This window comes from Saccharopolyspora hirsuta (genome assembly GCF_008630535.1).
GTDB classification, from domain to species: domain Bacteria; phylum Actinomycetota; class Actinomycetes; order Mycobacteriales; family Pseudonocardiaceae; genus Saccharopolyspora; species Saccharopolyspora hirsuta.
Window position 1 is genome coordinate 1 of the sequence record NZ_VWPH01000024.1, and the last position, 22,256, is coordinate 22,256.

The 22,256-nt window shown below is 72.3% G+C and carries 20 protein-coding genes; 10 read left to right on the forward strand and 10 right to left on the reverse strand.

Going from position 1 to position 22,256, the window contains the following annotated elements; translation table 11 throughout:
• Nucleotides 1-227 precede the first annotated feature (227 nt).
• A complete protein-coding gene (locus F1721_RS33635) occupies nt 228-1,262 on the reverse strand; it encodes an acyl-CoA dehydrogenase family protein (protein WP_150070911.1) in 1,035 nt (344 codons plus the stop codon).
• 201 nt (nt 1,263-1,463) lie between these two features.
• On the opposite strand from F1721_RS33635, the gene F1721_RS33640 reads away from it, so the two are divergent.
• Nucleotides 1,464-2,147: a class I SAM-dependent methyltransferase gene (locus F1721_RS33640; protein ID WP_246155510.1), complete on the forward strand. Its 684-nt coding sequence runs from the start codon at nt 1,464-1,466 to the stop codon at nt 2,145-2,147.
• Nucleotides 2,148-2,532: 385 nt separating this feature from the next.
• Here F1721_RS33640 and F1721_RS33645 read toward each other — a convergent pair whose 3' ends face one another.
• Genes F1721_RS33645 through F1721_RS33655 form a run of 3 tightly spaced genes read right to left on the reverse strand, consistent with a single transcriptional unit; the run spans nt 2,533 to nt 5,574 of the window.
• A complete protein-coding gene (locus tag F1721_RS33645; protein ID WP_150070897.1) occupies nt 2,533-3,606 on the reverse strand; it encodes a glucosidase family protein in 1,074 nt (357 codons plus the stop codon).
• Complete coding sequence (locus F1721_RS33650) at nt 3,593-4,315, reverse strand: class I SAM-dependent methyltransferase (protein WP_246155519.1); 723 nt, start codon at nt 4,313-4,315, stop codon at nt 3,593-3,595. The genes F1721_RS33645 and F1721_RS33650 overlap by 14 nt, the downstream gene beginning before the upstream one ends.
• Before the next feature lie 2 nt (nt 4,316-4,317).
• Entirely contained in the window at nt 4,318-5,574 is a 1,257-nt protein-coding gene (locus F1721_RS33655; protein WP_150070899.1) for a glycosyltransferase family 4 protein, read from the reverse strand.
• A 162-nt stretch (nt 5,575-5,736) separates the two neighbouring features.
• On the opposite strand from F1721_RS33655, the gene kstR reads away from it, so the two are divergent.
• Nucleotides 5,737-6,345, forward strand: a complete 609-nt coding sequence (gene kstR, locus F1721_RS33660) for a cholesterol catabolism transcriptional regulator KstR (protein ID WP_150070900.1) — start codon at nt 5,737-5,739, stop codon at nt 6,343-6,345.
• Between the two features lie 6 nt (nt 6,346-6,351).
• Here kstR and F1721_RS33665 read toward each other — a convergent pair whose 3' ends face one another.
• Both F1721_RS33665 and F1721_RS33670 read right to left on the reverse strand, forming a co-directional pair.
• The gene (locus F1721_RS33665) at nt 6,352-7,386 is read right to left on the reverse strand and encodes an MBL fold metallo-hydrolase (protein ID WP_150070901.1); all 1,035 of its coding nucleotides are present in this window, start codon (nt 7,384-7,386) and stop codon (nt 6,352-6,354) included.
• Between the two features lie 185 nt (nt 7,387-7,571).
• Nucleotides 7,572-8,468: an SDR family oxidoreductase gene (locus tag F1721_RS33670; protein WP_211840737.1), complete on the reverse strand. Its 897-nt coding sequence runs from the start codon at nt 8,466-8,468 to the stop codon at nt 7,572-7,574.
• Between the two features lie 125 nt (nt 8,469-8,593).
• On the opposite strand from F1721_RS33670, the gene F1721_RS33675 reads away from it, so the two are divergent.
• The 4 genes from F1721_RS33675 (at nt 8,594) to F1721_RS33690 (ending at nt 12,182) form a co-directional block, all read left to right on the forward strand.
• Nucleotides 8,594-9,352 carry an enoyl-CoA hydratase family protein gene (locus F1721_RS33675; RefSeq protein ID WP_150070903.1) on the forward strand — a complete coding sequence of 253 codons (759 nt, stop codon included), beginning with the start codon at nt 8,594-8,596 and terminating at the stop codon, nt 9,350-9,352.
• Nucleotides 9,352-10,227 carry a CoA transferase subunit A gene (locus F1721_RS33680; protein WP_150070904.1) on the forward strand — a complete coding sequence of 292 codons (876 nt, stop codon included), beginning with the start codon at nt 9,352-9,354 and terminating at the stop codon, nt 10,225-10,227. The genes F1721_RS33675 and F1721_RS33680 overlap by 1 nt, the downstream gene beginning before the upstream one ends.
• Before the next feature lie 141 nt (nt 10,228-10,368).
• The gene (locus tag F1721_RS33685; protein WP_150070905.1) at nt 10,369-11,109 is read left to right on the forward strand and encodes a CoA-transferase subunit beta; all 741 of its coding nucleotides are present in this window, start codon (nt 10,369-10,371) and stop codon (nt 11,107-11,109) included.
• Nucleotides 11,110-11,120: 11 nt separating this feature from the next.
• Nucleotides 11,121-12,182 carry an NAD(P)H-dependent flavin oxidoreductase gene (locus F1721_RS33690; RefSeq protein WP_211840738.1) on the forward strand — a complete coding sequence of 354 codons (1,062 nt, stop codon included), beginning with the start codon at nt 11,121-11,123 and terminating at the stop codon, nt 12,180-12,182.
• A gap of 53 nt (nt 12,183-12,235) precedes the next feature.
• On the opposite strand, the gene F1721_RS33695 is transcribed toward F1721_RS33690, so the two are convergent.
• From F1721_RS33695 to F1721_RS33705, 3 genes are all read right to left on the reverse strand, one after another.
• The gene (locus tag F1721_RS33695) at nt 12,236-12,871 is read right to left on the reverse strand and encodes a TetR/AcrR family transcriptional regulator (RefSeq protein ID WP_246155513.1); all 636 of its coding nucleotides are present in this window, start codon (nt 12,869-12,871) and stop codon (nt 12,236-12,238) included.
• 141 nt (nt 12,872-13,012) lie between these two features.
• The gene (locus F1721_RS33700) at nt 13,013-13,786 is read right to left on the reverse strand and encodes an SDR family oxidoreductase (protein ID WP_150070906.1); all 774 of its coding nucleotides are present in this window, start codon (nt 13,784-13,786) and stop codon (nt 13,013-13,015) included.
• A gap of 23 nt (nt 13,787-13,809) precedes the next feature.
• The gene (locus tag F1721_RS33705) at nt 13,810-14,985 is read right to left on the reverse strand and encodes an acyl-CoA dehydrogenase family protein (protein WP_150070907.1); all 1,176 of its coding nucleotides are present in this window, start codon (nt 14,983-14,985) and stop codon (nt 13,810-13,812) included.
• A gap of 203 nt (nt 14,986-15,188) precedes the next feature.
• Here F1721_RS33705 and F1721_RS33710 point away from each other — a divergent pair, with 203 nt between their 5' ends.
• Genes F1721_RS33710 through F1721_RS33725 form a run of 4 tightly spaced genes read left to right on the forward strand, consistent with a single transcriptional unit; the run spans nt 15,189 to nt 19,255 of the window.
• Entirely contained in the window at nt 15,189-16,043 is an 855-nt protein-coding gene (locus F1721_RS33710) for an enoyl-CoA hydratase (RefSeq protein ID WP_150070908.1), read from the forward strand.
• 5 nt (nt 16,044-16,048) lie between these two features.
• Nucleotides 16,049-17,164: an acyl-CoA dehydrogenase family protein gene (locus F1721_RS33715; RefSeq protein WP_150070915.1), complete on the forward strand. Its 1,116-nt coding sequence runs from the start codon at nt 16,049-16,051 to the stop codon at nt 17,162-17,164.
• Nucleotides 17,161-18,147 (forward strand): acyl-CoA dehydrogenase family protein, encoded by a 987-nt coding sequence (locus tag F1721_RS33720; RefSeq protein ID WP_150070909.1) that lies wholly within the window; start codon nt 17,161-17,163, stop codon nt 18,145-18,147. The genes F1721_RS33715 and F1721_RS33720 overlap by 4 nt, the downstream gene beginning before the upstream one ends.
• A 28-nt stretch (nt 18,148-18,175) precedes the next feature.
• Complete coding sequence (locus tag F1721_RS33725) at nt 18,176-19,255, forward strand: acyl-CoA dehydrogenase family protein (RefSeq protein ID WP_150070910.1); 1,080 nt, start codon at nt 18,176-18,178, stop codon at nt 19,253-19,255.
• Here F1721_RS33725 and F1721_RS33730 read toward each other — a convergent pair.
• Complete coding sequence (locus F1721_RS33730; RefSeq protein ID WP_246155516.1) at nt 19,252-22,125, reverse strand: ATP-binding protein; 2,874 nt, start codon at nt 22,123-22,125, stop codon at nt 19,252-19,254. The genes F1721_RS33725 and F1721_RS33730 overlap by 4 nt on opposite strands.
• Between the last annotated feature and the right edge of the window lie 131 nt (nt 22,126-22,256).

Here is a 22,256-nt window from a genome sequence, read left to right on the forward strand (position 1 = left end):
ATCCTCGCCCTCGCCCGCCGCCGCGTCGACGTGCTCTGGGCACTCATCCGCGACCACCGCACCTGGCAGCCCACGATGCCATCGATCGCCGCCCAAGCGGCTTGACAACATCATTGAGACTCCCTTCCGAACCTGGCTTCTGATCTTTTGCTTTGATGCGCCGCAGGCGCACGGCCCACCCTCGGCACCGCCGCAGGTTCTCAGCGTTCACCTGGCGAGGGCGGTTTTCAGGCTCGCGCCGCGAGCGCGTCCAGGCGGTGGTCCGCGCCTCCGACGAGCCGGGCCAGGTCCGCGATCAGCGACGAATAGCGGTGCAGCGGGTAGGTGATGTCCAGGCCGAGGCCGCCGTGCAGGTGGTGGCAGGTGCGCAGCAGCGCCGGGGCCTCCTCTGCCAGCCACCAGGCGGCGACGTCGAGGGCTTCGGCGGCGTCGAGCCCCGAACCGAGCCGCCAGCACGCGGAGAGCGTGGCCAGGTGCAGGGTGCGCGCAGCGATGTAGGCGTCGGCGATCTGCTGGGCCACGGCTTGGAAGGCGGCCAACGGCTTGCCGAACTGGTGCCGGGTCCGCAGGTGCTCGGCGGTGAGCGCCAGCGCCCCGGCGACGGCGCCGTCACCGACCGCGCAGATCCCGGCGAGCGCGCAGGCGTGCAGGTCGGCCAGGGAAGCCGCCCCGCCGAGGGGCTCCGCTGGCGCCTCGTCGAACCGGACCGCCCACTCGAACCCCGACGAGGCCCGGGTCCGGTGCAGCGCGACGCCCGGTGACGCCGGATCGACCAGCACGACCGCGGGTCCGTCCGAGGTGGTCGCCGACACCAGCAGCCGATGGGCCCGATCGGCGTCCAGCACACCGGTCTTCGTCCCCGACACCTTCCCGTTCTCCACCGCCGTCCGGGGTTCGTCGGGCATGGGCGACGAGGGTTCGTTGAGGGCCGCGGTCAGCGGCTTCCCGCCGAGCAGCGCCTCCTGCTGCTGCGGGGAACCGTGCCTGACCACCGGCAGGACGCCGAAGGCGAGCGCGCTCAACGCCGGGACATCGGCGGCGGTGCGGCCGACCTCGGTGAGCACGATCGCGGTCTCCAGCACGCCGAGCCCGGCACCGCCGAACCGCTCCGGGACCGCCAGGGAGAGCAGGCCCGCGTCGTCCAGGGCCTTCCACGCACCTTCGTCGAAACCGGTTCCATCGCCACCGCCGGACTCGCGGCGCAGCACCTCGGCAGCCAGATCCTGGACGTCCTGCTGCGTTTCCTCGAGCGCGAACTCCATCATCCCCGCCTCACCGAGCACCGTGAAGTGAAACTTGTTCTAGTGATACCTCCCCGCCTCCCCGGATGCAAGGCCCGGCCCGGGCGCGGGCGCGGACCGACCGGCAGCGGAACCGCGATTCGTAGAACAGCTTCTACCGGAACTGCGGAGTTCAGGAGGTAGTCTCGGGGCGCACCGAGAAGCCATCGCGAAGGAGCACCAGTGACGCAGGGATCGGCCACCGAACGCCCGCACCACCCACCGATCCCGGCCGAGCTGGGCGAGCTCGCCGAGCAGGCCACCGGGTTCATGCCCGCCGACGAGGGCCGAGCGCTCTACGAGACCGCGCTGGAGCACCTGGGCACCGGTCTGGCGGTGGAGATCGGCACCTACTGCGGCAAGTCCGCCGTCTACCTCGGCGCGGCGGCGCGGCGCACCGGCGGCCGGATCGTCACCGTCGACCACCACCGCGGGTCCGAGGAGCACCAGCCCGGCTGGGAGTACCACGACCCGGACCTGGTCGACCCGCTGGTCGGCAAGCTGGACACGCTGGGCGAGTTCCGGCGCACCATCGCCCGCGCCGGGCTGGAGGACGAGGTCACCGCGATCGTCGGCCGCTCCGGCGACGTCGCCGCGTTCTGGCGCACCCCGCTGTCGCTGCTGTTCATCGACGGCGGGCACACCGACGCGGCGGCCACCACCGACTACGAGGGCTGGGCGCACTGGGTCGCCCCCGGCGGGGTCCTGGTGATCCACGACGTCTTCCCGAACCCCGAGGACGGCGGCCAGGCCCCCTACCGCATCTACTGCCGAGCCCTGGAGACCGGCTCCTTCGAGGAGATCCGCGTCGTCGGCTCCCTCCGGGTCCTCCAGCGCACCGCCGGAGAACCCGGCTCCCTCCCCTGATCCGCCGTGCGCCGACGCACCGGTGCCTGCGGCCGAACCCCCGCGATTTCAATGGAAATCGGACCTCTGATTTCCATTGAAATCGTTCATCCTTGTCCGTGGACCGCAGCCGCGAAGGGCGAACGGCACCGGCCGTCAGGTGTCGCATGCGCCGCCAGGCGCATAACCCACCCTCGCAGCTCGCACCGCCGCGGGTTCTCAGCGTTCGCCTGGCGAGGACGGCCCAACTGCCGTGTATTGGCATACATCAAGTTGGGCACCCGCAGTCCAGGCGGGCGCTGAGGTTCCGCCACCCGCACCGCCACGCAGAACGAGGTTGGAAAAACCTCAGTGAAATCGCGGGACGGCGCACGGCGGAACCCCGGAGTGCGTGCGTCTCGGCAGGTCAGGAGCCGGGGACGTGCTCCAGTTCGCAGCAGGTGGGGTTCTCCAGCGGGAGCCCGGTGGGGAGCTTCTCGCCCCGGAAGATGCCGTTGCCCGGCGTGGTGCGGGACAAGGCGTCGGCCGCCAGGACCACCGCACCGGCCGTCCAGGTCGAGCGCTCCACCGGCCAGCGCTTGCCGTCGGTGTAGACCAGGCCCGTCCAGTACGAGCCGTCCGGGTCGCGCAGGTGCTGCATGGCCGCCAGCAGCTCGCGCGCCCGGTCGTACTCGTCGACCGCCTCCAGGCTCAGCACCAGTTCGCAGGTCTCCGCGCCGGTGACCCACGGGTGGTCGTCCACGCAGCGCACCCCGAGGCCGTCGACCACGAAGTCCGACCAGCGCTCGAACAACCGCTCGCGCCCGGCCTCGCCGCGCACCGCCCCGCCGAGCACCGGGTAGTACCAGTCCATCGAGTACCGGGTCTTGGGCGTGAACGCCTCCGGGTGGTGCCGGACGACGTGGCCGAGCCGACCGAGGGCCACCTCCCAGCTCGGCTGCGGCTGGTCCAGGTGCTCGGCCAGCGCCAGCGCGCACCGCAGGCTGTGGTGGATGCTGGAGCAGCCGGACAGCAGCGCCTCGCCGGTCGGGACCCCGGGGGCGCCGATCGCCCAGTCGATCTCGCCGCGCTCGCGCTGCGCGGTCAGCACGAAGTCGATCGCGGCGCGCACCACCGGCCACATCCGCTCGGCGAACCCGTCATCACCGCTGATCAGCAGGTGGTGCCACACGCCGACGGCCGGGTAGGCGCAGAAGTTGGTGTCCGCCCCGGCGTCCTCGACGCGGCCGTCGCGCACCTGCAGCGGCCACGACCCGTCCGCGCGCTGCGTCGCGCGCAACCACTCGTAGGCGCGCTCGGCCTCGGCCAGCAGCCCGGTCGCCGACAGCGCCATCGCCGACTCGACGTGGTCCCACGGGTCCACGTGCCCACCGGTGAACCACGGGATCGCGCCCGAGGCCAGCTGCGTCGCCGCGATCGCCCGCCCGGTCTGGACGGCCTGGTCCGCGGACAGCGCGCCGGGGACCTCAGGCCCCCGCACGGGCCGCTCCCGGCTTGCCCAGGTACACCGCGATGCTCTTGCCCATCACCGGGTCGAGCAGCCGCTCCGCGGTGCGGGTGATCCACGGGCCCTTCATCAGGTCCCACACCAGCATCTTGTGGTAGAGCTTGGGCAGCGGGTGGTCGTCGTTGTCGGTGCCCACCGCGCACTTGAGCCACCAGTACGGCGAGTGCAGCGCGTGCGCGTAGTGGTGGAAGGCCGGTCGCAGGCCCGCGTCGCGGAGCTTGCCGATCAGCTCGTCGGCGCTGTAGATGCGCACGTGCCCGCCCTCGACCTGGTGGTACTCGTCGGACAGCGCCCAGCAGATCTTCTCGGGCCAGGCGCGCGGCACGGTGACCACCACCCGGCCGCCGGGCTTGACCACGCGCACCATCTCGCGCATGGCCTTCTCGTCCTCCGGGATGTGCTCCATGATCTCCGAGGCGATCACCACGTCGAAGTGCCCGTCCGGGAAGGGCAGGTCGAGCGCGTCCCCGGAGACGGTCTGCGCGTTGGCGCCGTCGGGGACCTGGTTCTCGGCCTTCATCGCGGCGAACATCGCCGCCACGTTCTCCAGCTCCGCCACGTCCTGGTCGAAGGCGATCACGTCCGCGCCGCGGCGGTAGAGCTCGAAGGCGTGCCGCCCCGCGCCGCAGCCCAGGTCCAGCACCCGCTGACCCGCCTGCACGCCGAGCCTGTCGAAGTCCACCGTCAGCAAAGCGTTGCTCCCTTCCCTGCGCGCGGCGTGCGCGCGATCGCTTCCGCGTAGCAGTCGACCGTCGCCGCTGCCACCGACTTCCAGTCGTACTTCGCCAGCACCCGGGCCCGACCGGCCGCGCCGAGCCGCTGCCGCCGCTCCGGCGAGTCGAGCAGCCCGGCCAGCGCGGTGGCCAGCGCTTCCGCATCGCCCGGCGGCACCAGGTCGGCGCACTCGCCGTCGGCGCCGGCGACCTCCGGGATGGCCCCGGCGCGGCTGGCCACCAGCGGTGTCGCGCAGGCCATCGCCTCCACGGTGGGCAGCGAGAACCCCTCGTACAGCGACGGGACGCTGGCGACCTCGGCCGAGCCCAGCAGCGCCGCGAGCTCGGCGTCGCTGAGCCCGCTCACGGTTCGCACGATGTCGCCGATGGCCAGCTCCTCGATGAGCTGCTCGGTCGGCCCGCCGGGCGTGGGCTTGGCGACCAGAACCAGTTCCACCGAGCGCTCGGTGCGCAGCTTGGCGACCGCCTCCAGCAGCGTGCCGATGCCCTTCATCGGCGTGTCCGCGCTGGCCATCGCCACGATGCGGCCCGGGACGCGCGGGGCGGTCGGCGGCTGGAACACCTCCGAGTCCACGCCCAGCGGCACCACCCGCAGCTGGTGCGGGGCGACGCCGAAGTCGCGGCGGATGTCGGTGGCCGAGGACTCCGAGACGGTCAGCAGGTGCGGGATCCGGCGCGCCACCCGGCCCTGCATGCGGGTGAAGCCGTACCAGCGGCGCAGCCCGATCCGGCGCCAGCCGGTGGCCCCGGCCAGGTCCACCCGGCGGTCGTGGGTGATCGGGTGGTGCACCGTCGCCACCAGCGGGATCCCGGCCCGCTGCAGGGCCAGCAGGCCGTAGCCGAGGCACTGGTTGTCGTGCACCACGTCGAACTCGTGGGAGCGGGCGCGCAGCAGCTTGGCCGCGCGCAGGCTGAAGGTCAGCGGTTCGGGGAAGCCCGCGGTCCACATGGTGCCGACCTCCAGCAGGTCGACGGCGTCCCGCAGCTCGCGCCAGTTCGGGGTGCGGAAGGGATCAGCGTCGTTGTAGAGGTCGAGGCTGTCCACCGCGGTGAGGTCCACGCCCGGATCCAGCTCGGGGTACGGCTGCCCGGAGAACACCTCGACGTGGTGCCCGAGCTCGGCCAGCCCCCGGCTGAGGTGCCGGACGTAGACGCCCTGCCCGCCGCAGTGCGGCTTGCTCCGGTAGGACAGCAACGCGATCCGCACGGCTCACCTCACACAGCCCGCGCCGGGCGGACTGGGTAGACTGGAACATGTTCTGATCGAACCACGTCGATCACCTTAACCCGTCAGGGTGGTGGGGCGACGAGCCGCGTGGCGACGAACACGCGGTTTTCGACAACCAGTCTTCGAGGGGGCCCACGCCGCATGGAAAGCACCTCGCGAAACGTCCTGCAGGCGCTGCGGGACGACGAGTCCGGTTCCACGGCCCAGCACGAACGTCGCAAGCGGATCATCGACGCCACCATCGCGCTGGCCACCAAGGGCGGCTACGACGCGGTGCAGATGCGGACGGTGGCGGAGAAGGCCGACGTCGCGCTGGGCACGCTCTACCGCTACTTCCCGTCCAAGGTGCACCTGCTGGTCACCGGCCTGGCCAGGGAGTTCGAGCGGGCGCAGGACAAGTTGGACCGGACGAAGATCCCGGGCACCACGCCGTACGAGCGGGTCATGTTCGTGCTCAACCGCACCACCCGCTCGCTGCAGCGCAACCCGCAGCTGACCGAGGCGATGACGCGCGCGTTCATGTTCGCCGACACCTCGGCGGCGGCCGAGGTGGACACGGTGGCGGCGCTGGTCGAGCGGTTCTTCACCAACGCCATGACCGAGGGCGAGCCGACCGAGGAGGAGAAGGCGATCGCCCGGGTGATCGGCGACGTGTGGCTGTCCAACCTGGTCGCCTGGGTCACCCGCCGCGCCTCGGCCTCCGACGTCTCCAACCGTCTCGAGCTCACCGTCCGCCTGCTGCTGGCCTGAGCCGCGTCAGGCCAGCGAGTACTCGCGGACGCCGGTCTCGTCGGCGGTGGCGGTGAGGACGCCGCGGGCGACCAGGACGTCGAGGTGGGCGTTGGTCTCGCCGACCGCGAGGACCTGGTTGAACAGGTCCATGTCCAGGAACTTCCGGTTGCGGCGGGTCCAGCCCAGCTTGAGCGCGGCCTCGTAGGCCGTGCCCGCGCCGTCGCGGATCGCGCCCGCGGTCTGCTCCAGGCGTTCCTCGTGGTGCTGGAGGAGTTCGACGATCCTGCCGTGCGAGCTGCCGCCGACCGGGCCGTGCGCGGGCAGCAGCCGCATGTCCGGGTAGGACTGCATCAGGCGCAGCGAGTCCAGGTAGTCGCGCAGCGGGAGCTCCGGCCGCGCCGGTTCGACGCCGATGGACGGCGTGATGTGCGGCAGGATGTGGTCGCCGGAGAACAGCAGCGACGACGCGGAGTCCAGGAACACCACGTGCCCGGCGGTGTGCCCGGGGGTCGGCACCGCCAGCAGCGTGCGGGTTTCCAGCGGCACCTCGACCTTGCCGTCCAGCCACTCGTCGGGGAGCTCGTAGGGGCTGCGGGACTTCGGCGCCTTCCCGCCGTAGGCCTCGGCGAGCTTGGCCAGCAGGTCGTCGGCGCCCCACCGCCGCAGCCGCTCGGCCTCCCTCTCCTGGTCGCCCTCCAGGATCGCCGCCAGGGAGGGCTGTTCGCCCGCGCCGAGGCTGATCCGGGAGCCGAAGGTGCGGCGCAGCGTCACCGCGAGGGTGTAGTGGTCGCGGTGCACGTGGGTGACCAGGAAGCGGCGGATGTCCTCGAAGCCGTACCCGATCTCGCCCAGCGCCGCTTCGAGCTGGTCGCGCGCTTCGTCCAGCGCCCAGCCGGAGTCGACGAGCACCAGCCCGCCGCCGTCCTCGATGGCGTAGACGTTGACCGCGCGCAGGCCGTCGTTGGGCAGCGGCAGCGGAATCCGGTGCACTCCCGGCGCCACCTCGAACACCCCCGGTTCGACCCAGGCGTGCCTGGACTCCACCGCACCGTCGCTCACCGCAGACCTCCAGCTGCTCGCCGTACTCCCCCGCGAGGGTAACCCGGGAACCGTCGCCATCGCGGACCTTTCCGGCGCTCCGACGGCGCAGGTCGGGAACCGTGAGCACTTTCTGGTGTTATAGCCCCGCAAAGCGCTCACGGGCCATCAGCTGCGGAAGCGCACGCCAGGGCATCGGCAGCAGATCAGGTGCCGTAGACCGGCTCCGGGGTCGGGGCTTCGGCGAGGAGTTCGCGGACCGCCGCACCGAGTTCCTCCGGCCGCCAACGACGTCCCGCATCGCGGGACGGTCCGCGGCCCCAGCCGGTCGCCACGGTCAGCTCGCCGCCCTGGACCTCGAACACCCGGCCCGTCACGTCGGCGGACTCCGCGCTGCCCAGCCAGACCACCAGCGGGGAGACGTTCTCCGGTGCCATGCCGTCGAATCCGTCCGCGGGCCGGGCCATCATGTCGGCGAACACCTCTTCGGTCATCCGGGTGCGCGCCGACGGGGCGATGGCGTTCACCGTCACCCCGTAGCGGGCGAGCTCGGCCGCGGTGTTGATGGTGAGCGCGGCGATGCCCGCCTTGGCGGCGGCGTAGTTGGTCTGCCCGACGCTGCCGAGCAGACCGGCCCCGGAGGTCGTGTTGATGACCCGGGCCTGCACCTGCTCCCCCGCCTTGGACCGGTCGCGCCAGTGCTGGGCGGCGTGCCGCAGCGTCGCGGCGTGCCCCTTGAGGTGGATGCGGATCACCTGGTCCCACTCGGCCTCGGAGAGGTTGACGAACATCCGGTCCCGGACCACACCGGCGTTGTTCACCAGCACGTCCAACCGGCCGAACCGCTGCACCGCGAAGTCCACCAGCTCGCGCGCCTGCTCCCAGTCGGACACGTCGGCGCCGTGCACCTCGGCCCGCCCGCCCAGCGCGCGGATCTCGGCCGCGACCTGCTGGGCCGGTTGGTCCCCGCCGCCGCTCCCGTCGAGCTGCACCCCGAGGTCGTTGACCACGACGTGCGCGCCCTGCCGGGCGAACTCCAGCGCGTGCGCCCGCCCCAGGCCGCGCCCCGCGCCGGTGATGATGACGACCCTGCCTGCGCAGATCACCTGCTGCCTCCCGTCCACACCGGACACTCGCGAGCACCGGCGCCGTCCGGTGCTGGCGGGGTGTCCTCGGATGTTGCTACGGTAACAACCCAACCAAACAAGTGCTAGGTTTGGCAGGTGTCATGGGCACGCACATCGAACGCCGACCCCGCGGGGTCGTGGTCCTGACCGTCGACCACCCCCCGGTGAACGCACTGCCGGTGCAGGGCTGGCACGAGCTCGCCGAGGCGCTGAACAGCACCGGCGCCGACCCGCAGACCCGCGCCGTGGTGCTGCAGGCCGCCGGGCGCGGCTTCAACGCGGGCGTGGACATCAAGGAGATCGCCGCCGACCCCGGCCACACCAAGCTCGTCGAGGTCAACCACGGCTGCTACGCGGCGTTCAAGGCCGTCTACGAGTGCCCGGTGCCGGTGATCAGCGCGGTGCACGGGTTCTGCCTGGGCGGCGGGATCGGCCTGGTCGGCAACTCCGACATCATCATCGCCTCCGAGGACGCCACCTTCGGCCTGCCGGAGGTGGACCGCGGCGCGCTCGGGGCCGCCACCCACCTGTCCCGGCTGGTGCCGCAGCACACGATGCGCGCCATGTTCTACACCGGCCGCTCGGTGACCGCGCAGCAGCTGCTGCACTTCGGCTCGGTGTGGCAGGTGGTGCCCCGCGACGAGCTGACCGCGGCGGCGGTCGCGCTGGCCGAGGAGATCGCCGACAAGGACCCGCTGGTGGTCCGCAAGGCCAAGGAATCGCTCAACGGCATCGACCCGGTCGACGTCAACCGCAGCTACCGGTTCGAGCAGGGCTTCACCTTCGAGCTCAACCTGACCGGGGTCAGCGACCAGGCGCGCGCCGAGTTCGTCCACAACGGACCGAAGAAGGAGTCGTAGTGCAGGACAAGGTGCTCACCGCCGACGAGGTGGTCGCCGGGCTGGCCGATGGCATGACCATCGGCATCGGCGGCTGGGGCTCGCGCCGCAAGCCGATGGCGCTGGTCCGCGCGATCCTGCGGTCCCCGCTGCGGGACCTGACGCTGGTCTCCTACGGCGGTCCGGACGTCGGGCTGCTCTGCGCCGCGGGCAAGCTCCGCAAGCTCGTGCACGGCTTCGTCTCGCTGGACTCCATCCCGCTCGACCCGCACTTCCGGGCCGCCCGGCAGCGCGGCGAGCTGGAGGTGGCCGAGTACGACGAGGGCATGGTGCTGGCCGGGCTGCGCGCCGCGGCCGCGCGCCTGCCGTTCCTGCCGACCCGCGCGGGGCTGGGGTCGGACGTGATGGCGCTCAACCCCGAGCTGCGCACGGTGACCTCGCCGTACGCCGACGGCGAGGAGCTGGTGGCGATGCCCGCGCTGGAGCTCGACGTCGCGCTGGTGCACCTCAACCGCGCGGACCGGTACGGCAACGCCCAGTACCTCGGCCCGGACCCGTACTTCGACGACCTGTTCTGCGCGGCGGCGCAGCGCAGCTACGTCAGCTGCGAGGAGATCGTGCCGACCGAGCGCCTGCTGGAGACCGGACCTCCGCAGTCCCTGCTGCTCAACCGCACCCACACCGACGGCGTGGTGGAAGCCCCCAACGGCGCGCACTTCACCAGCTGCGTGCCGGACTACGGCCGCGACGAGGAGTTCCAGCGGCACTACGCGGCCAGCGCGAAGCCGGAGGCGTGGGAGGCGTTCCGCGCCCAGTTCCTCGACGGCGACGAGCAGAGCTACCAGAAGGCCGTGGCCGCCTTCCACGCCGCGGAACCGGCGGTTCGCCGTGGCTAGCACCGATGGCGATCCCGCGCTCCGTTCCCGCTGGTCAGGCCCCGTGAGCGCGTTCTGGCGTTATAGCCCCGGAAAGCACTCACGAGCCACGACCAGGGGAGAGCGCACGCGAAAACGCCCAGAGACCGAGGGGATCTCCGCATGATCACCAGAGCTGAAGTGTGCGCCGTCGCCTGCGCCGACACCTGGCGGGACGCCGGGGCGGTGCTGGCCTCGCCGTTCGGGACGATCCCGTCGATCGGCGCGCGGCTGGCGCGGCTGACCACCGCCCCGGACCTGCTGCTCACCGACGGCGAGGCGATGCTGCTGTCCGAGACGACGCCGCTGGGCGAGGAGTCCAGCAGCCCGGTGGAGGGCTGGATGCCCTACGGCCGGGTCCTGGACATGCTCGCAGGCGGGCGGCGGCGGGTCATGATGGGCGCCTCCCAGGTGGACCGCTACGGCAACCAGAACATCTCCCGCATCGGCCCGTGGGACCGGCCGAAGGTGCAGCTGATCGGGGTGCGCGGCGCCCCGGGGAACTCGGTCAACCACACCACGAACTACTGGGTCGCCAAGCACAGCGAGCGGGTGTTCGTGGAGTCGGTCGACCTGGTGTCCGGGATCGGGCACGACCGGGCGCGGCAGGTCGGCGCGCGGTTCCACGACGTGCGGGTGGTGGTGACCGACCTGGCGGTGCTGGACTTCACCGGCCCGGGCGGCAGCATGCGGCTGCGGTCGGTGCACCCCGGCGTCGAGGTGTCCGACGTGCAGGAGCGGACCGGGTTCGAGCTCGCGGTGGACGAGGTGGCCGAGACCCGGCTGCCGACCGACGAGGAGCTGGCGCTGATCCGCGGCACCCTCGACCCGCGGAACCTGCGCGACCAGGAGGTCCCGGCGTGATCGAGCAGGTCCTGCGCACCCCGCTGTGCGACCTCACCGGCGTCCGCCACCCCGTGGTGCAGACCGGGATGGGCTGGGTCGCCGGGCCCAGCCTGGTGTCGGCGACCGCGCGGGCGGGCGGGCTGGGGATCCTCGCCTCCGCCACGATGACCCTGCCGCAGCTGGCCGACGCGGTGCGCGAGGTCAAGGAGCGCACGGACAACCCGTTCGGCGTCAACCTGCGCGCCGACGCCTCCGACGCCGAGGAGCGCGTGGACCTGCTCATCCGCGAGCAGGTCCGCGTGGCCTCCTTCGCGCTGGCGCCGAGCCAGCGGCTGATCGGCAAGCTCAAGGACTCCGGGATCGTGGTGATCCCCTCCATCGGCGCGCGGCGGCACGCCGAGAAGGTCGCGGCCTGGGGCGCCGACGCGGTGCTGGTGCAGGGCGGCGAGGGCGGCGGGCACACCGGGTCGGTGGCCACGACGCTGCTGCTGCCGCAGGTGGTCGACGCGGTGGACATCCCGGTGATCGCCGCCGGCGGGTTCTTCGACGGGCGCGGCCTGGCCGCCGCCCTGTGCTACGGCGCGGCGGGCGTCGCGATGGGCACCCGGTTCCTGCTCACCTCCGACAGCCGCGTGCCGCGCGAGGTCCAGCAGTCCTACTTGGACGCCTCGGTGTCCGACACGGTGGTGACCTCGCAGGTCGACGGGCTGCCGCACCGGATGCTGCGGACCGCGCTGACCGACGCGGCCGAGTCCCGCGGCCTGCTGCGCAGGCTGCCCGACGCGCTGCGCCAGGCGGTGGCGTTCAAGGCGCTGACCGGCATGAGCTGGCGGCAGCTCGTCACCGACGGGCTGGCCATGCGGCGGGCCCAGAAGCTCCCGCTCAGCCGCGTGCTGCTGGCCGCCAACACCCCGATGCTGATCAAGTCGGCGCTGGTGGACGGCCATCCCAGCGCCGGGGTGCTGCCCGCGGGTCAGGTGGTCGGGATGATCGACGAGCTGCCCAGCTGCGAGGAGCTGATCGACCGCATCGTCACCGAGGCGGCGCGCAGGCTCTCCGGCGCTGGTGGCGCCTGGTCGCTCAGCACCTGAGAGGCCCGTGAGCACTTTCCGGGGTCATAGCCCCAGAAAGTGCTCACGGGCGATCACCTGCCGTCCGGTTCGGCGATGCCCTCGCAGAGGATCTTGACGTACTGGTCCGCGATGGCCGACGCGGTGAGCTTTCCGCGCGGGTTGTACCAGTGCACCGTCGTCCACACCATGTCGCGGATGAACCGGTAGGCCAGCTTGACGTTGAGGTCGGCGCGGAATACCCCGGCGCGCTGGCCGTCCTGCAGCACGCGGGTCCAGGTGCGCTCGAAGTCGTTGGCCGCCTGCGTCAGGTAGTCGAACCGGTCCAGCTGTTCGAGGTACTTGGACTCGTTCTGGAAGATCGCGATGGCCGCCCGGTGCTCCTGCATCGCGGCGAAGGACTGCCGGACCAGCTCGGTGATCGCGGTGCGCGGGTCCGGGGCCTCCCGCAGCACCTGCTCGTTGGTGCGGCGCTGGTCGTCCAGGAAGGCGCGCAGGATCTCGTCGACCATCGACTCCTTGGAGTCGAAGTGGTGGTACAGGCTGCCGGAGAGGATGCCCGCCGCGTCGGCGATGTCGCGCACGGTGGTGGCGAGGAACCCGCGGGTGGCGAACAGCTCGGCTGCGATGGCCAGCAGCTCGGCACGCCGCTCGGAGCCGGACTCCCGCGCGGGGCGGTTCCGGCTGGACAAGCGCTTGGTCGTTACCACGGCACAATCCTCTCAAAGCCTCGTGCTCCCCACCTCCGCAGGCCCTGGCGGGGGCTCCGCCGAACGGGGTCCCCACGCGATTTCAATGGAAATCGGATGTCCGATTTCCATTGAAATCGCCCCGGGGACGCCCGCAGCGGGTCAGGGGTGCTGGTTGCTGACCGAGATGACCTCGCCGGTGAGGTAGGTCGAGTAGTCGCTGGCCAGGAACACGATCGCGTTGGCCACCTCCCAGGGCTGCGCGGAGCGGCCGAAGGCCTCGCGCCCGGTGAGCTCGGTCAGCAGCTCCTCGGAGGTCACCTTCGCCAGGTTCTCGTGCATCACCAGGCTCGGCGCCACCGCGTTGATGCGGACGCCCAGCGGCGCGGCGTCCATCGCCGCGCAGCGGGTCAGGGCCATCACCCCGGCCTTCGCCGCCGCGTAGTGCGCCTGACCGGCCTGCGCCCGCCAGCCGACCACCGAGGCGTTGTTGACCACCACCCCGGCGTTGCCCTGGTCGCGGAACAGCCGCACCGCCGCGCGGGTGCAGCGGAAGGTCCCGTTGAGCGTGACGTCCAGGACCTTGTGCCACTGCTCGTCGGTCATGTCCAGGATCGACGCGGTGCCGCCGAGCCCGGCGTTGTTCACCACCACGTCGACCTGCCCGAAGGCGCTGGTGGCGGCGTCGAACATGTGCTGGACCTGCACCTCGTCGGTGACGTCGCAGGGCACCGCGGCGACCTTCGCGCCGGGCAGCTGCGCCAGCTCGGCCCGGGTGGCCTCCAGGCGCCGCTCGTGCCGGTCGCTGATCAGCACCTGCGCGCCCTCCTCCAGCATCCGGCGGGCCACGGCGGAGCCGATCCCGGTTCCGGCCGCGGCGGTGACCACCGCGGTCCTGCCCGTCAGCAGCCCGTGCGCGGGCGGCGGTGCGGTCATGCCAGGCCTCCGTTCTGGTGCGGTCACGGTCGGCTCTCCTTGGGGAGGCCGAGGACGCGCTCGGCGATGATGTTGCGCTGGATCTCGTTGGAGCCGCCGTAGATCGTGTCGGCTCGGGTGAACAGGAACAGCCGCTGCCAGCTGTCGAGGTCGTAGGGACCGCCCCCGGCCAGCAGGCCGCCGGCACCGGCCACGTCCATGGCCAGTTCGCCGAGGTCGCGGTGGAAGGTCGACCACAGCAGCTTCACCACCGAGGACTCCGCGCCCGGCGGGCCGTCGGAACCGAGGGTCCGCAGCACGGTGCAGCGCAGCGCTTCCAGATCCACCCACGCCCGAGCTATGCGGTCGCGCAGCACCGGGTCGTCGATGGCCCCGTTCTCCTTGGCCAGCTCGGTGATCCCGGCCAGCTCCCGGCGGAAGGCGACCTGCTGGTCGACTGTCCCGATGCCGCGCTCGAACCCGAGGGTGCCCATCGCGACCTGCCAGCCCGCGCCCACCTCGCCGACCACGTTGGCGGCGTCGGTGCGCGCGTCGTCGAAGAACACCTCGTTGAACTCCGAGGTCCCGGTCAGCTGCACGATCGGCCGCACCCGCACGCCCGGCTGGTCCATCGGCACCAGCAGGTAGGACAGGCCGCGGTGGCGCTGCTGCTCGGGATCGGTGCGCGCCAGCACGAAGCACCAGTCGGCCACGTGCGCCATCGACGTCCACACCTTCTGCCCGTTGATCACCCACTGGTCGCCGTCCAGCCGCGCGGTGGTGGCGACGCTGGCCAGGTCCGAGCCCGCGCCGGGTTCGGAGTAGCCCTGGCACCACAGCTCGCGGACGCCGACGATCCCGGGCAGGAACCGCCGCTGCTGCTCCGGGCTGCCGAAGGCGATCAGCGTGGGGCCGAGCAGCTCCTCGCCGATGTGGCCGACCCGCACCGGGGCGTTGGCCCGCGCGTACTCCTCGTGGAAGATCACCTGCTGCTGCACGGTGGCCTCGCGGCCGCCGAACTCGCGCGACCAGCCCAGGCAGGTCCACCCGTGCTCGGCCAGCAGCCGGTCCCAGGCCAGCCGCACGTCGAAGCCCTCGTGCTCGCGCCCGGGGCCGCCGAGCCCGCGGGCCGCGGCGAACTCGCCGGTCAGGTGGTCGCCGAGCCAGTCCCGCACTTCGCGGCGGAAGGCCGCTTCCTCGGCGTTGTCGGTGAGGTCCACGCACCCTCCTCGCTTCGAGCCGCGCCGCGATGCCGCTCCATTTCCGCAGCTCAGGCCCCGTGAGCACTTTCTGGTGCTATAGCACCACAAAGTACTCACGGGCCGGTACCAGCAGTCGCGGCGCCGAACCGGACTCTACCAAGCACTTGCTTGTTCGGCTATCTTCGAGCTGCCGCAACCGCAACGCCGAGCGAGGAGCGCCGATGGCAGCAGAGCAAGCGGTCGTCACCTACGAGCGCAAGGGCCCGGTGGCCGTGGTGACGATGAACCGGCCGGACTACCGCAACGCCCAGAACTCCGTCATGACCTACGCCCTCGACGACGCCTTCTACCGCGCCTGCGAGGACGACGAGGTCAAGGTGATCGTGCTGGCCGGGGCGGGCAAGCACTTCTCCGCCGGGCACGACATCGGCTCCCCGGAGCGCGACATCGACGTCAGCTACCCGCGCCGCGCCGGCCTGTGGTGGGACCACACCCGGCACACCGGCGGCGAGTCCCGCTTCGCCCGCGAGCAGGAGGTCTACCTGGGCATGTGCCGCCGGTGGCGGGAGATGCCCAAGCCGGTGATCGCCTCGGTGCAGGGCGCGTGCGTGGCGGGCGGGCTGATGCTGGCCTGGGTGTGCGACCTGATCGTGGCCAGCGAGGACGCGTTCTTCGCCGATCCGGTGGTGCGAATGGGGATACCCGGCGTCGAGTACTTCGCGCACCCGTGGGTGCTCGGGCCGCGGATCGCCAAGGAGTTCCTGTTCACCGGCGGGCGGATGCCCGCGCAGCGGGCGTACGAGATCGGCATGGTCAACCGCGTCGTCCCGCGCGAGGAGCTGACGAGCAGCACGCTGGAGCTGGCCGGGAAGATCGCCGAGATGCCGACGTTCGGCCTCTCGCTGACCAAGAAGGCGATCAACCAGGCCGAGGACCTGATGGGCCTGCAGAGCGGCATGGACTCGGCCTTCGGCCTGCACCACTTCGCGCACGCGCACAACGCCGAGGTGGGCGAGGACTCGCTCAGCGGCATGGACGCGCGCAGCATGAAGCAGGCCGCGCAGAAGCAGGAGTGAGCACCGTGGACCTCGATCTTTCCGCCGCAGACCGGGAATTCCGCGACGAGGTGCGCGGCTGGCTGCGCGAGCACGTGCCCCGCGAACCGCTGCCCTCGCTGGAGACCGAGGAGGGCTTCGCCGCGCACCGCCGCTGGGAGCAGGAGCTGCACGAGGCCCGGCTGTCGGTGGTGTCCTGGCCGGAGGAGTTCGGCGGGCGGGGCGCGTCGCTGCTGCAGTGGGTGCTGTTCGAGGAGGAGTACTACGCCGCGGGCGCGCCCGGCCGGGTCAGCCAGAACGGGATCTTCCTGCTCGCGCCAACGCTTTTCGAGCACGGCACGCCGGATCAGCAGCAGCGCTACCTGCCGCGCATGGCCGCCGGGACCGACATCTGGGCGCAGGCCTGGTCGGAGCCGGAGGCGGGCAGCGACCTCGCCGGGATCCGCTCCACCGCGCGCCGCGTGGACGGCGGCTGGTTGCTGTCCGGGCAGAAGACGTGGAGCTCCCGCGCGGCCTTCGCGGACCGCGCCTTCGGGCTGTTCCGCAGCGATCCCGAGGCGCAGCGGCACCGCGGGTTGACCTACTTCCTGTTCCCGCTGGACGCCGACGGGGTCACCGTGCGGCCGATCGGGCGGATCGACGGCAAGCCCGCGTTCGCCGAGCTGTTCCTGGACGAGGTGTTCGTGCCCGACCGGGACGTGCTCGGCGGGGTCGGCGAGGGCTGGCGGGTCGCGATGAGCACCGCGAGCAACGAGCGCGGGCTGACGCTGCGCAGCCCCGGCCGGTTCCTCGCCACCGCGCAGCGGCTCACCGAGCTGCCCGGCGCGCTGGACGACGACCGGGTGGTGGACGCGTGGATCGCGGCGCAGGCCTACCGGCTGGCCACCTTCGAGACCGTGACCGAGGTGACCGGCGGCGGTTCGCTCGGCGCGGAGGCCAGCCTGAACAAGCTGTTCTGGTCCGAGCTGGACATCGCGCTGCACGAGACGGCGTGGGACCTGCTGGGCCCGGAGGCCGAGGTGTCGCCGTGGGTCGAGGGCTACCTGTTCTCGCTGGCCGGGCCGATCTACGCGGGGACGAACGAGATCCAGCGCAACGTGGCGGCCGAGCGCCTGCTCGGGCTGCCGAGGGGGTCGCGATGAGGTTCGCACCGGACCGCGAGCAGCAGGACATGGCCGACACGCTGCGGGACCTGCTGGCCGACGCGGACACGGCGAAGATCGCCCGCGCGTGGTCGGGCGGCGAGACCGCAGCGTGGTGGGAGGTCTGGCGGGAGCTCGCCGACGTCGGCGTCACCGGGCTCACCGTGCCGCAGGACCACGGCGGGCTGGAGTTCGGCCCGATCGAGATGGCGCTGTGCCTGGAGGAGCTCGGGTACGCAGCGATGCCGGGGCCGCTCATCGAGTCCTTGGCCTTCCTGCCGCGCCTGCTGCCGGGATCGCCGTGGCTGGCGGAGCTGGCCGGTGGTCGAGCCGTCGGCACGGCGATCGTCGCAGGTCACCTGCCCTTTGCGCTCGACGCCGACCAGGCCGGTGCGGTGTTCCGCTGCGACGGCGACGGCGTGCACAGGCTGGGCGGAACCCGGTTGCAGCGGGCCGAGTCCTTCGACCCGGCGCGCCGGTTGTTCGCCGTGGAGCACGACACCGCAGAGCCCGTCGAGGCGGCCGATTCCGGTGCCGCCTTCGACCGCGGCGTGCTGGGCTGCGCCGCCTACCTGCTCGGTCTCGGGCGGCGGCTGCTGGACACCGCCACCGAGTACGTCAAGCAGCGGCACCAGTTCGGCCGCCCGGTCGGCGAGTTCCAGGCCGTCAAGCACCACCTGGCGAACGTGCTGCTGAAGCTGGAGTTCGTCCGCCCGCTGGTCCGCGGCGCCTGCCTGTCGGTCGACGGCCCGCACGGCTCGCGCGACGTCTCCGCGGCCAAGATCGCCGCGGGCGAGGCGGCCCGCACCGCTGCGCGCACGGCGCTCCAGGTCCACGGGGCGATCGGCTACACCGCCGAGCACGACCTGCACCTCTGGCTCACCAAGGCCACCGCCCTGCGCAGCGCCTGGGGCACCCCGGCCTGGCACCGCGCCCGCGTCGCCACGGCCCTGGCCACCGACCCCGCCCCCATCGGCGCCTGACCCGTCACGTCGCTCGGCAGGAGGAACTGTGCGGTTCGCGTTCACCGAGGAGCAGGAGGAGCTGCGCCGCACCGTGCGCAAGCTGCTCGACCGCCACGGCGGTCCGCCCGTCCCCGCCCCCGAGGAGCCGGACACCGGTTTCGACCCGGTGCTGTGGAAGCAGCTCGCGGAGATCGGCGCGCACGGCCTGGCCGTCCCCGAGGAGCACGACGGTGTCGGGGCGACCCTGCTGGAAACCCTGATCGTCGTCGAGGAGCTCGGACGTCGGCTGGTGGCCAACCCGTTCCTGGGCAGCACCGTGCTGAGCGCCGAGACGCTGCTGGCGACCGGCAACACCGACGCCTGCGACCGGCTCCTCCCGGGCATCGCATCGGGCGAACGGGTGGTCTCCGTCGCGTGGGCGGAACAGAAATCCCCTTGGTCCACAACGGATTTCGCGACCACCGCGCGGATGAGCGACCAGGGTTGGCTGCTCGACGGGCACAAGACGCTGGTGCTCGACGCGGCTCAAGCCGACACGCTGCTGGTCGTGGCGACAGCCGACGGTGAGGCCTCGCTGTTCGAAGCGTCACCGGACGGTGCGGTGACCCCGTCGGCAACGCTGGACCTCACCCGGCGCATGGGCGAGGTCCAGCTGGCCAGCACCCCGGCGAAGCTCATCGGCCCAGCACCGCTGCAACGGATGTCGGACGTGGCGGCCGCTGCGGTGGCCGCCGAGCAGATCGGTGCGGCGCAGCGATGGCTGCACGAGACCGTCGAGTACACCAAGCTGCGCAAGCAGTTCGGCCGTCCCATCGGCTCGTTCCAAGCCATCAAGCACCGCTTGGCCGACTGCTACACGGCGATCGAATCGGCCCGATCCCTGTCGTACGCGGCGAGCTGGGCGGTGTCCACCCACGACGACCGCGCCACCGAACTCGCGGCGATGGCCAAATCCGCCTGCAGCGAAGCCTATTCGCTGATAGCAGCGGAAGGAGTCCAGCTCCACGGAGGAATAGGGATCACCTGGGAGCACGAAGCCCACCTCCACCTGAAGAGAGCCCACGCCACGAAGCACCTCTTCGGGACTCCCCAGCACCACCGGGAGAAGATCCTCCCGGCGCGCTAGAGCCGCAGCTGGGTCCGGGAGCGGACTCCCAGCTTGCGCAGGACCCTCGCCGCGTGCTGCTCCACGGTGCGCGGTGACAGGAACAGGATCTCGGCGATCTCCCGGTTCGTGTGCCCGCAGGCGAGCAACCGGGCCACCTCCTCCTCGCGCGGCGACAGCTCGTCGCCGTAGCCGCGGCGACCGCGCCGGGACGGCTTGCCGCCGCCCGCTCCGCGCAGCAGGTGTCGGCACCTCGCCGCGTCGCGCGTCGCACCCAGCCGGTCGAAGACGTCGACCAGCTCGGACAGCTGTTCTGTCGCCGCAGCTGGTTCGGTGGCGAGCAGGCAGGCCGCCGCGCGCTCGGCCACCGTGGCCGCGTAGTAAGGCGCTGGAAGCTCCTCGTAGCGCTCGGCCGCGGCTCGGTAGTGCGTGATCGCTTCGGCGCGGTCCCCGCGGTGTTCGGCCAGGCGTCCGCGGCACTGGGTCAGGGCGGCGACCGCGATCGGCACGTCCAGCCCGGCGATCCCCTCGGCCATCTCGGCCACGAGCCGCTCCGCGTCCGCCTCGCGGCCCGCCGCCAGGTACGCCGCGACCGCCACCGGGCCGAGTTCGCCGATCCACGCCCAGACCCCCTTGCGCCGCAGGAAGTCCAGGCCGCGGTCCACGTCCGCGCAGGCCCGGACCGGTTCGTCCTGCGACAGCAGGTTCCACGCCAGGCCCGCGCACCCGGCGATGCCGACCGGGCTGATCGCCTCCTCCGGCGCGAACGCCCCGGTCTCGGTGAAGTGGCTGGTCGCGGCCGCCCACTCGCCGCGGGTCACGGCGAGCGACCCCAGCACCAGGCTCAGCTCGCTGGTCACCGGGAACAGGTCTCGGTACTCGTCGAGCATCCGGCTCGCGCGTTCGGCGAGGCCGTCCCACTCGCCGGTGAACCAGTCCAGCCGCGCCCGCGTGGACCTGGCCGTGCTGACCACGAACGTCGCGCCGCAGGCGGTGGCCAGCCGCACGCCCTCCCGCAGCAGGTCCCCGGCCAGCCGCAGGTGCCCGGTCCACGCGCACGCATCGCCGAGGTTGGAGCGCAGGCGGGCCAGGTGGTGCTGCTCGCCGACCGTGGTCACCTCGTCCGGCAGCTCGTCGAGCGAGGTGAGCACGGTGGGGTCGCCGACGTGCATGCGCGAGCAGAACTCGTTGGCCAGCAAGGACAACCGCAGTTCCCCCGTCGCCCGCTCGCGGTACTCGGTGAGCCGCGCCTGCCAGGGGCGGAGTTCGGCCAGCGAGGTCTGGCCCACGTAGGCCAGCGCGAGCACCGAGGCGCCGCGGGCGGCCAGGTCGGGCCGTTCCGACAGGTCGTTGAGCGCCCGCTCGATCTCCGCGCGCGCCGGGGCCAGCCCACCGGCCTGCCGCAGCAGCAGCAAGCCCAGGTAGAGGCGGACTTCGCCGCGCGCGGAGGTGGACAGCCGCTGGTCGTTGAGCAGTCCCTCCAGGGTTTCGCTCGGGTCGAGCTGGTCGAGGCCGGTGTGCGCGATCTTCCCGAGCTTGATCGCCAGCCGGTCCACGTGCTCGGCGGGCAGGCTCGGCTCCTTCAGCAACCGCTGCAGCAGCGCTGTGGTGGTCGCCGCGTCGCCGAGCGCTGCGGCCCGGTCGGCGGCCGCCTCGCCGTAGGCCAGCCAGTCCGCAATTCGCCCGGCGCGTTGGCTGTGGTCGGCGAGCTGGTGCAGCGGCTTGGGTTCGACCTGGTCCAGCACGTCGATGGCGCGCGCGTGCAGGTAGACGCGGTCGGGGCCGCCGATGGTGTCGTACACCGCCTGCATGGCCAGCGAATGGCGGAACCCGTAGGTGCCGCCGTCCTGTTCGTGCAGCACGTGCCCGCGCAGCGCGTGCGTCAGCGCAGTGCGCAGCCGCGGCTCCGGCACCCCGGCAACCGCGCCGAGCAGTTCAGCGCTCGCGTGCACGCCCAGCACCGCTGCGGCTTTGACCAACCTGGTCGCCGCGGTCGGCAGCGCCGCGAGGCGTTCCGCCATCGCATCCCGCAGCAGCACCGGCACTTCCACGGTGTCGAGCAGTCGGCGCGCGGCGGGTCCGTCGGTGCGCACGGCACCGCCCCGGTTCCGCAGCGCCCGCAGGGTTTCCTCGACGGCGAACGGGATTCCCGCGGTCCGCTCGTGCAACCGGGCGGCGAACTGCGGCGAAACCCGGTCCTCGCCGAGGATCGCGGCGGTCAGCGCGCGAACGTCGTCCACCCCCAGCGGATCCAGCCGCAGCACCACGCTGACCACCCCGTTCGGCGGCCGGTACGCCGCGCCCAGCGGCAGACCGCCGGGCACGTCCTCGCGCCGGTAGGTCACCGCGGTCGTCAGGTTCGCGGGCGGGTCGCCCATCAGGAACCGCAGCAGCTGGCGGGTTCCGTCGTCGGCCCACTGCAGGTCCTCGATCACCAGCAGCAGCGGCCCCAGCGCCCCCAGCAGCTCGCGCACCGCCCGGAACAACCGGTGGCGTTCCGCCCGCGGGTCGCCGAGCGGTTCCGGCGGGGCGGGCAGGTGTTCGGCGATCTCCGGCAGCAGCGGGCCGAGCACCCCGGTCACCGGGCTCAACGCGGGCCGGTGCGCCAGTTCCGGGTGCGCGCTGCGCAGCGCCTCCAGCACCGCGCCGTACGGGAAGGGTTCGCCCACCTGTCGGCAGTGCCCGACCAGCGGGGTCGTCGGGCCCAGATCACCGGCGAGGACCTCCCGGACCAGCCTGCTCTTGCCCACCCCGGCCTCGCCCTCGATCAGCGCCACCGCCGGGTGCAAACCGGCCAGCGCCTGCAGCGACGCGAGCTGTTCACCGCGTCCCACCAGCACCGGCGAGCTGGTGCGGATCTGCGGCCGGGCGGGTCTCGGGGTGCGCGCCACGGACTCTCCTTAAGTTGGTAGTTGATCTGCCGATGGGTAGATCACCCGGGCGGGCCGGGTGAGGCTGTAGTTTCTTGCCGGCCTTGGTGGTGCGGCTCGAAGGGAGTGGCCGCCCGGCCCGCCTGGACGTT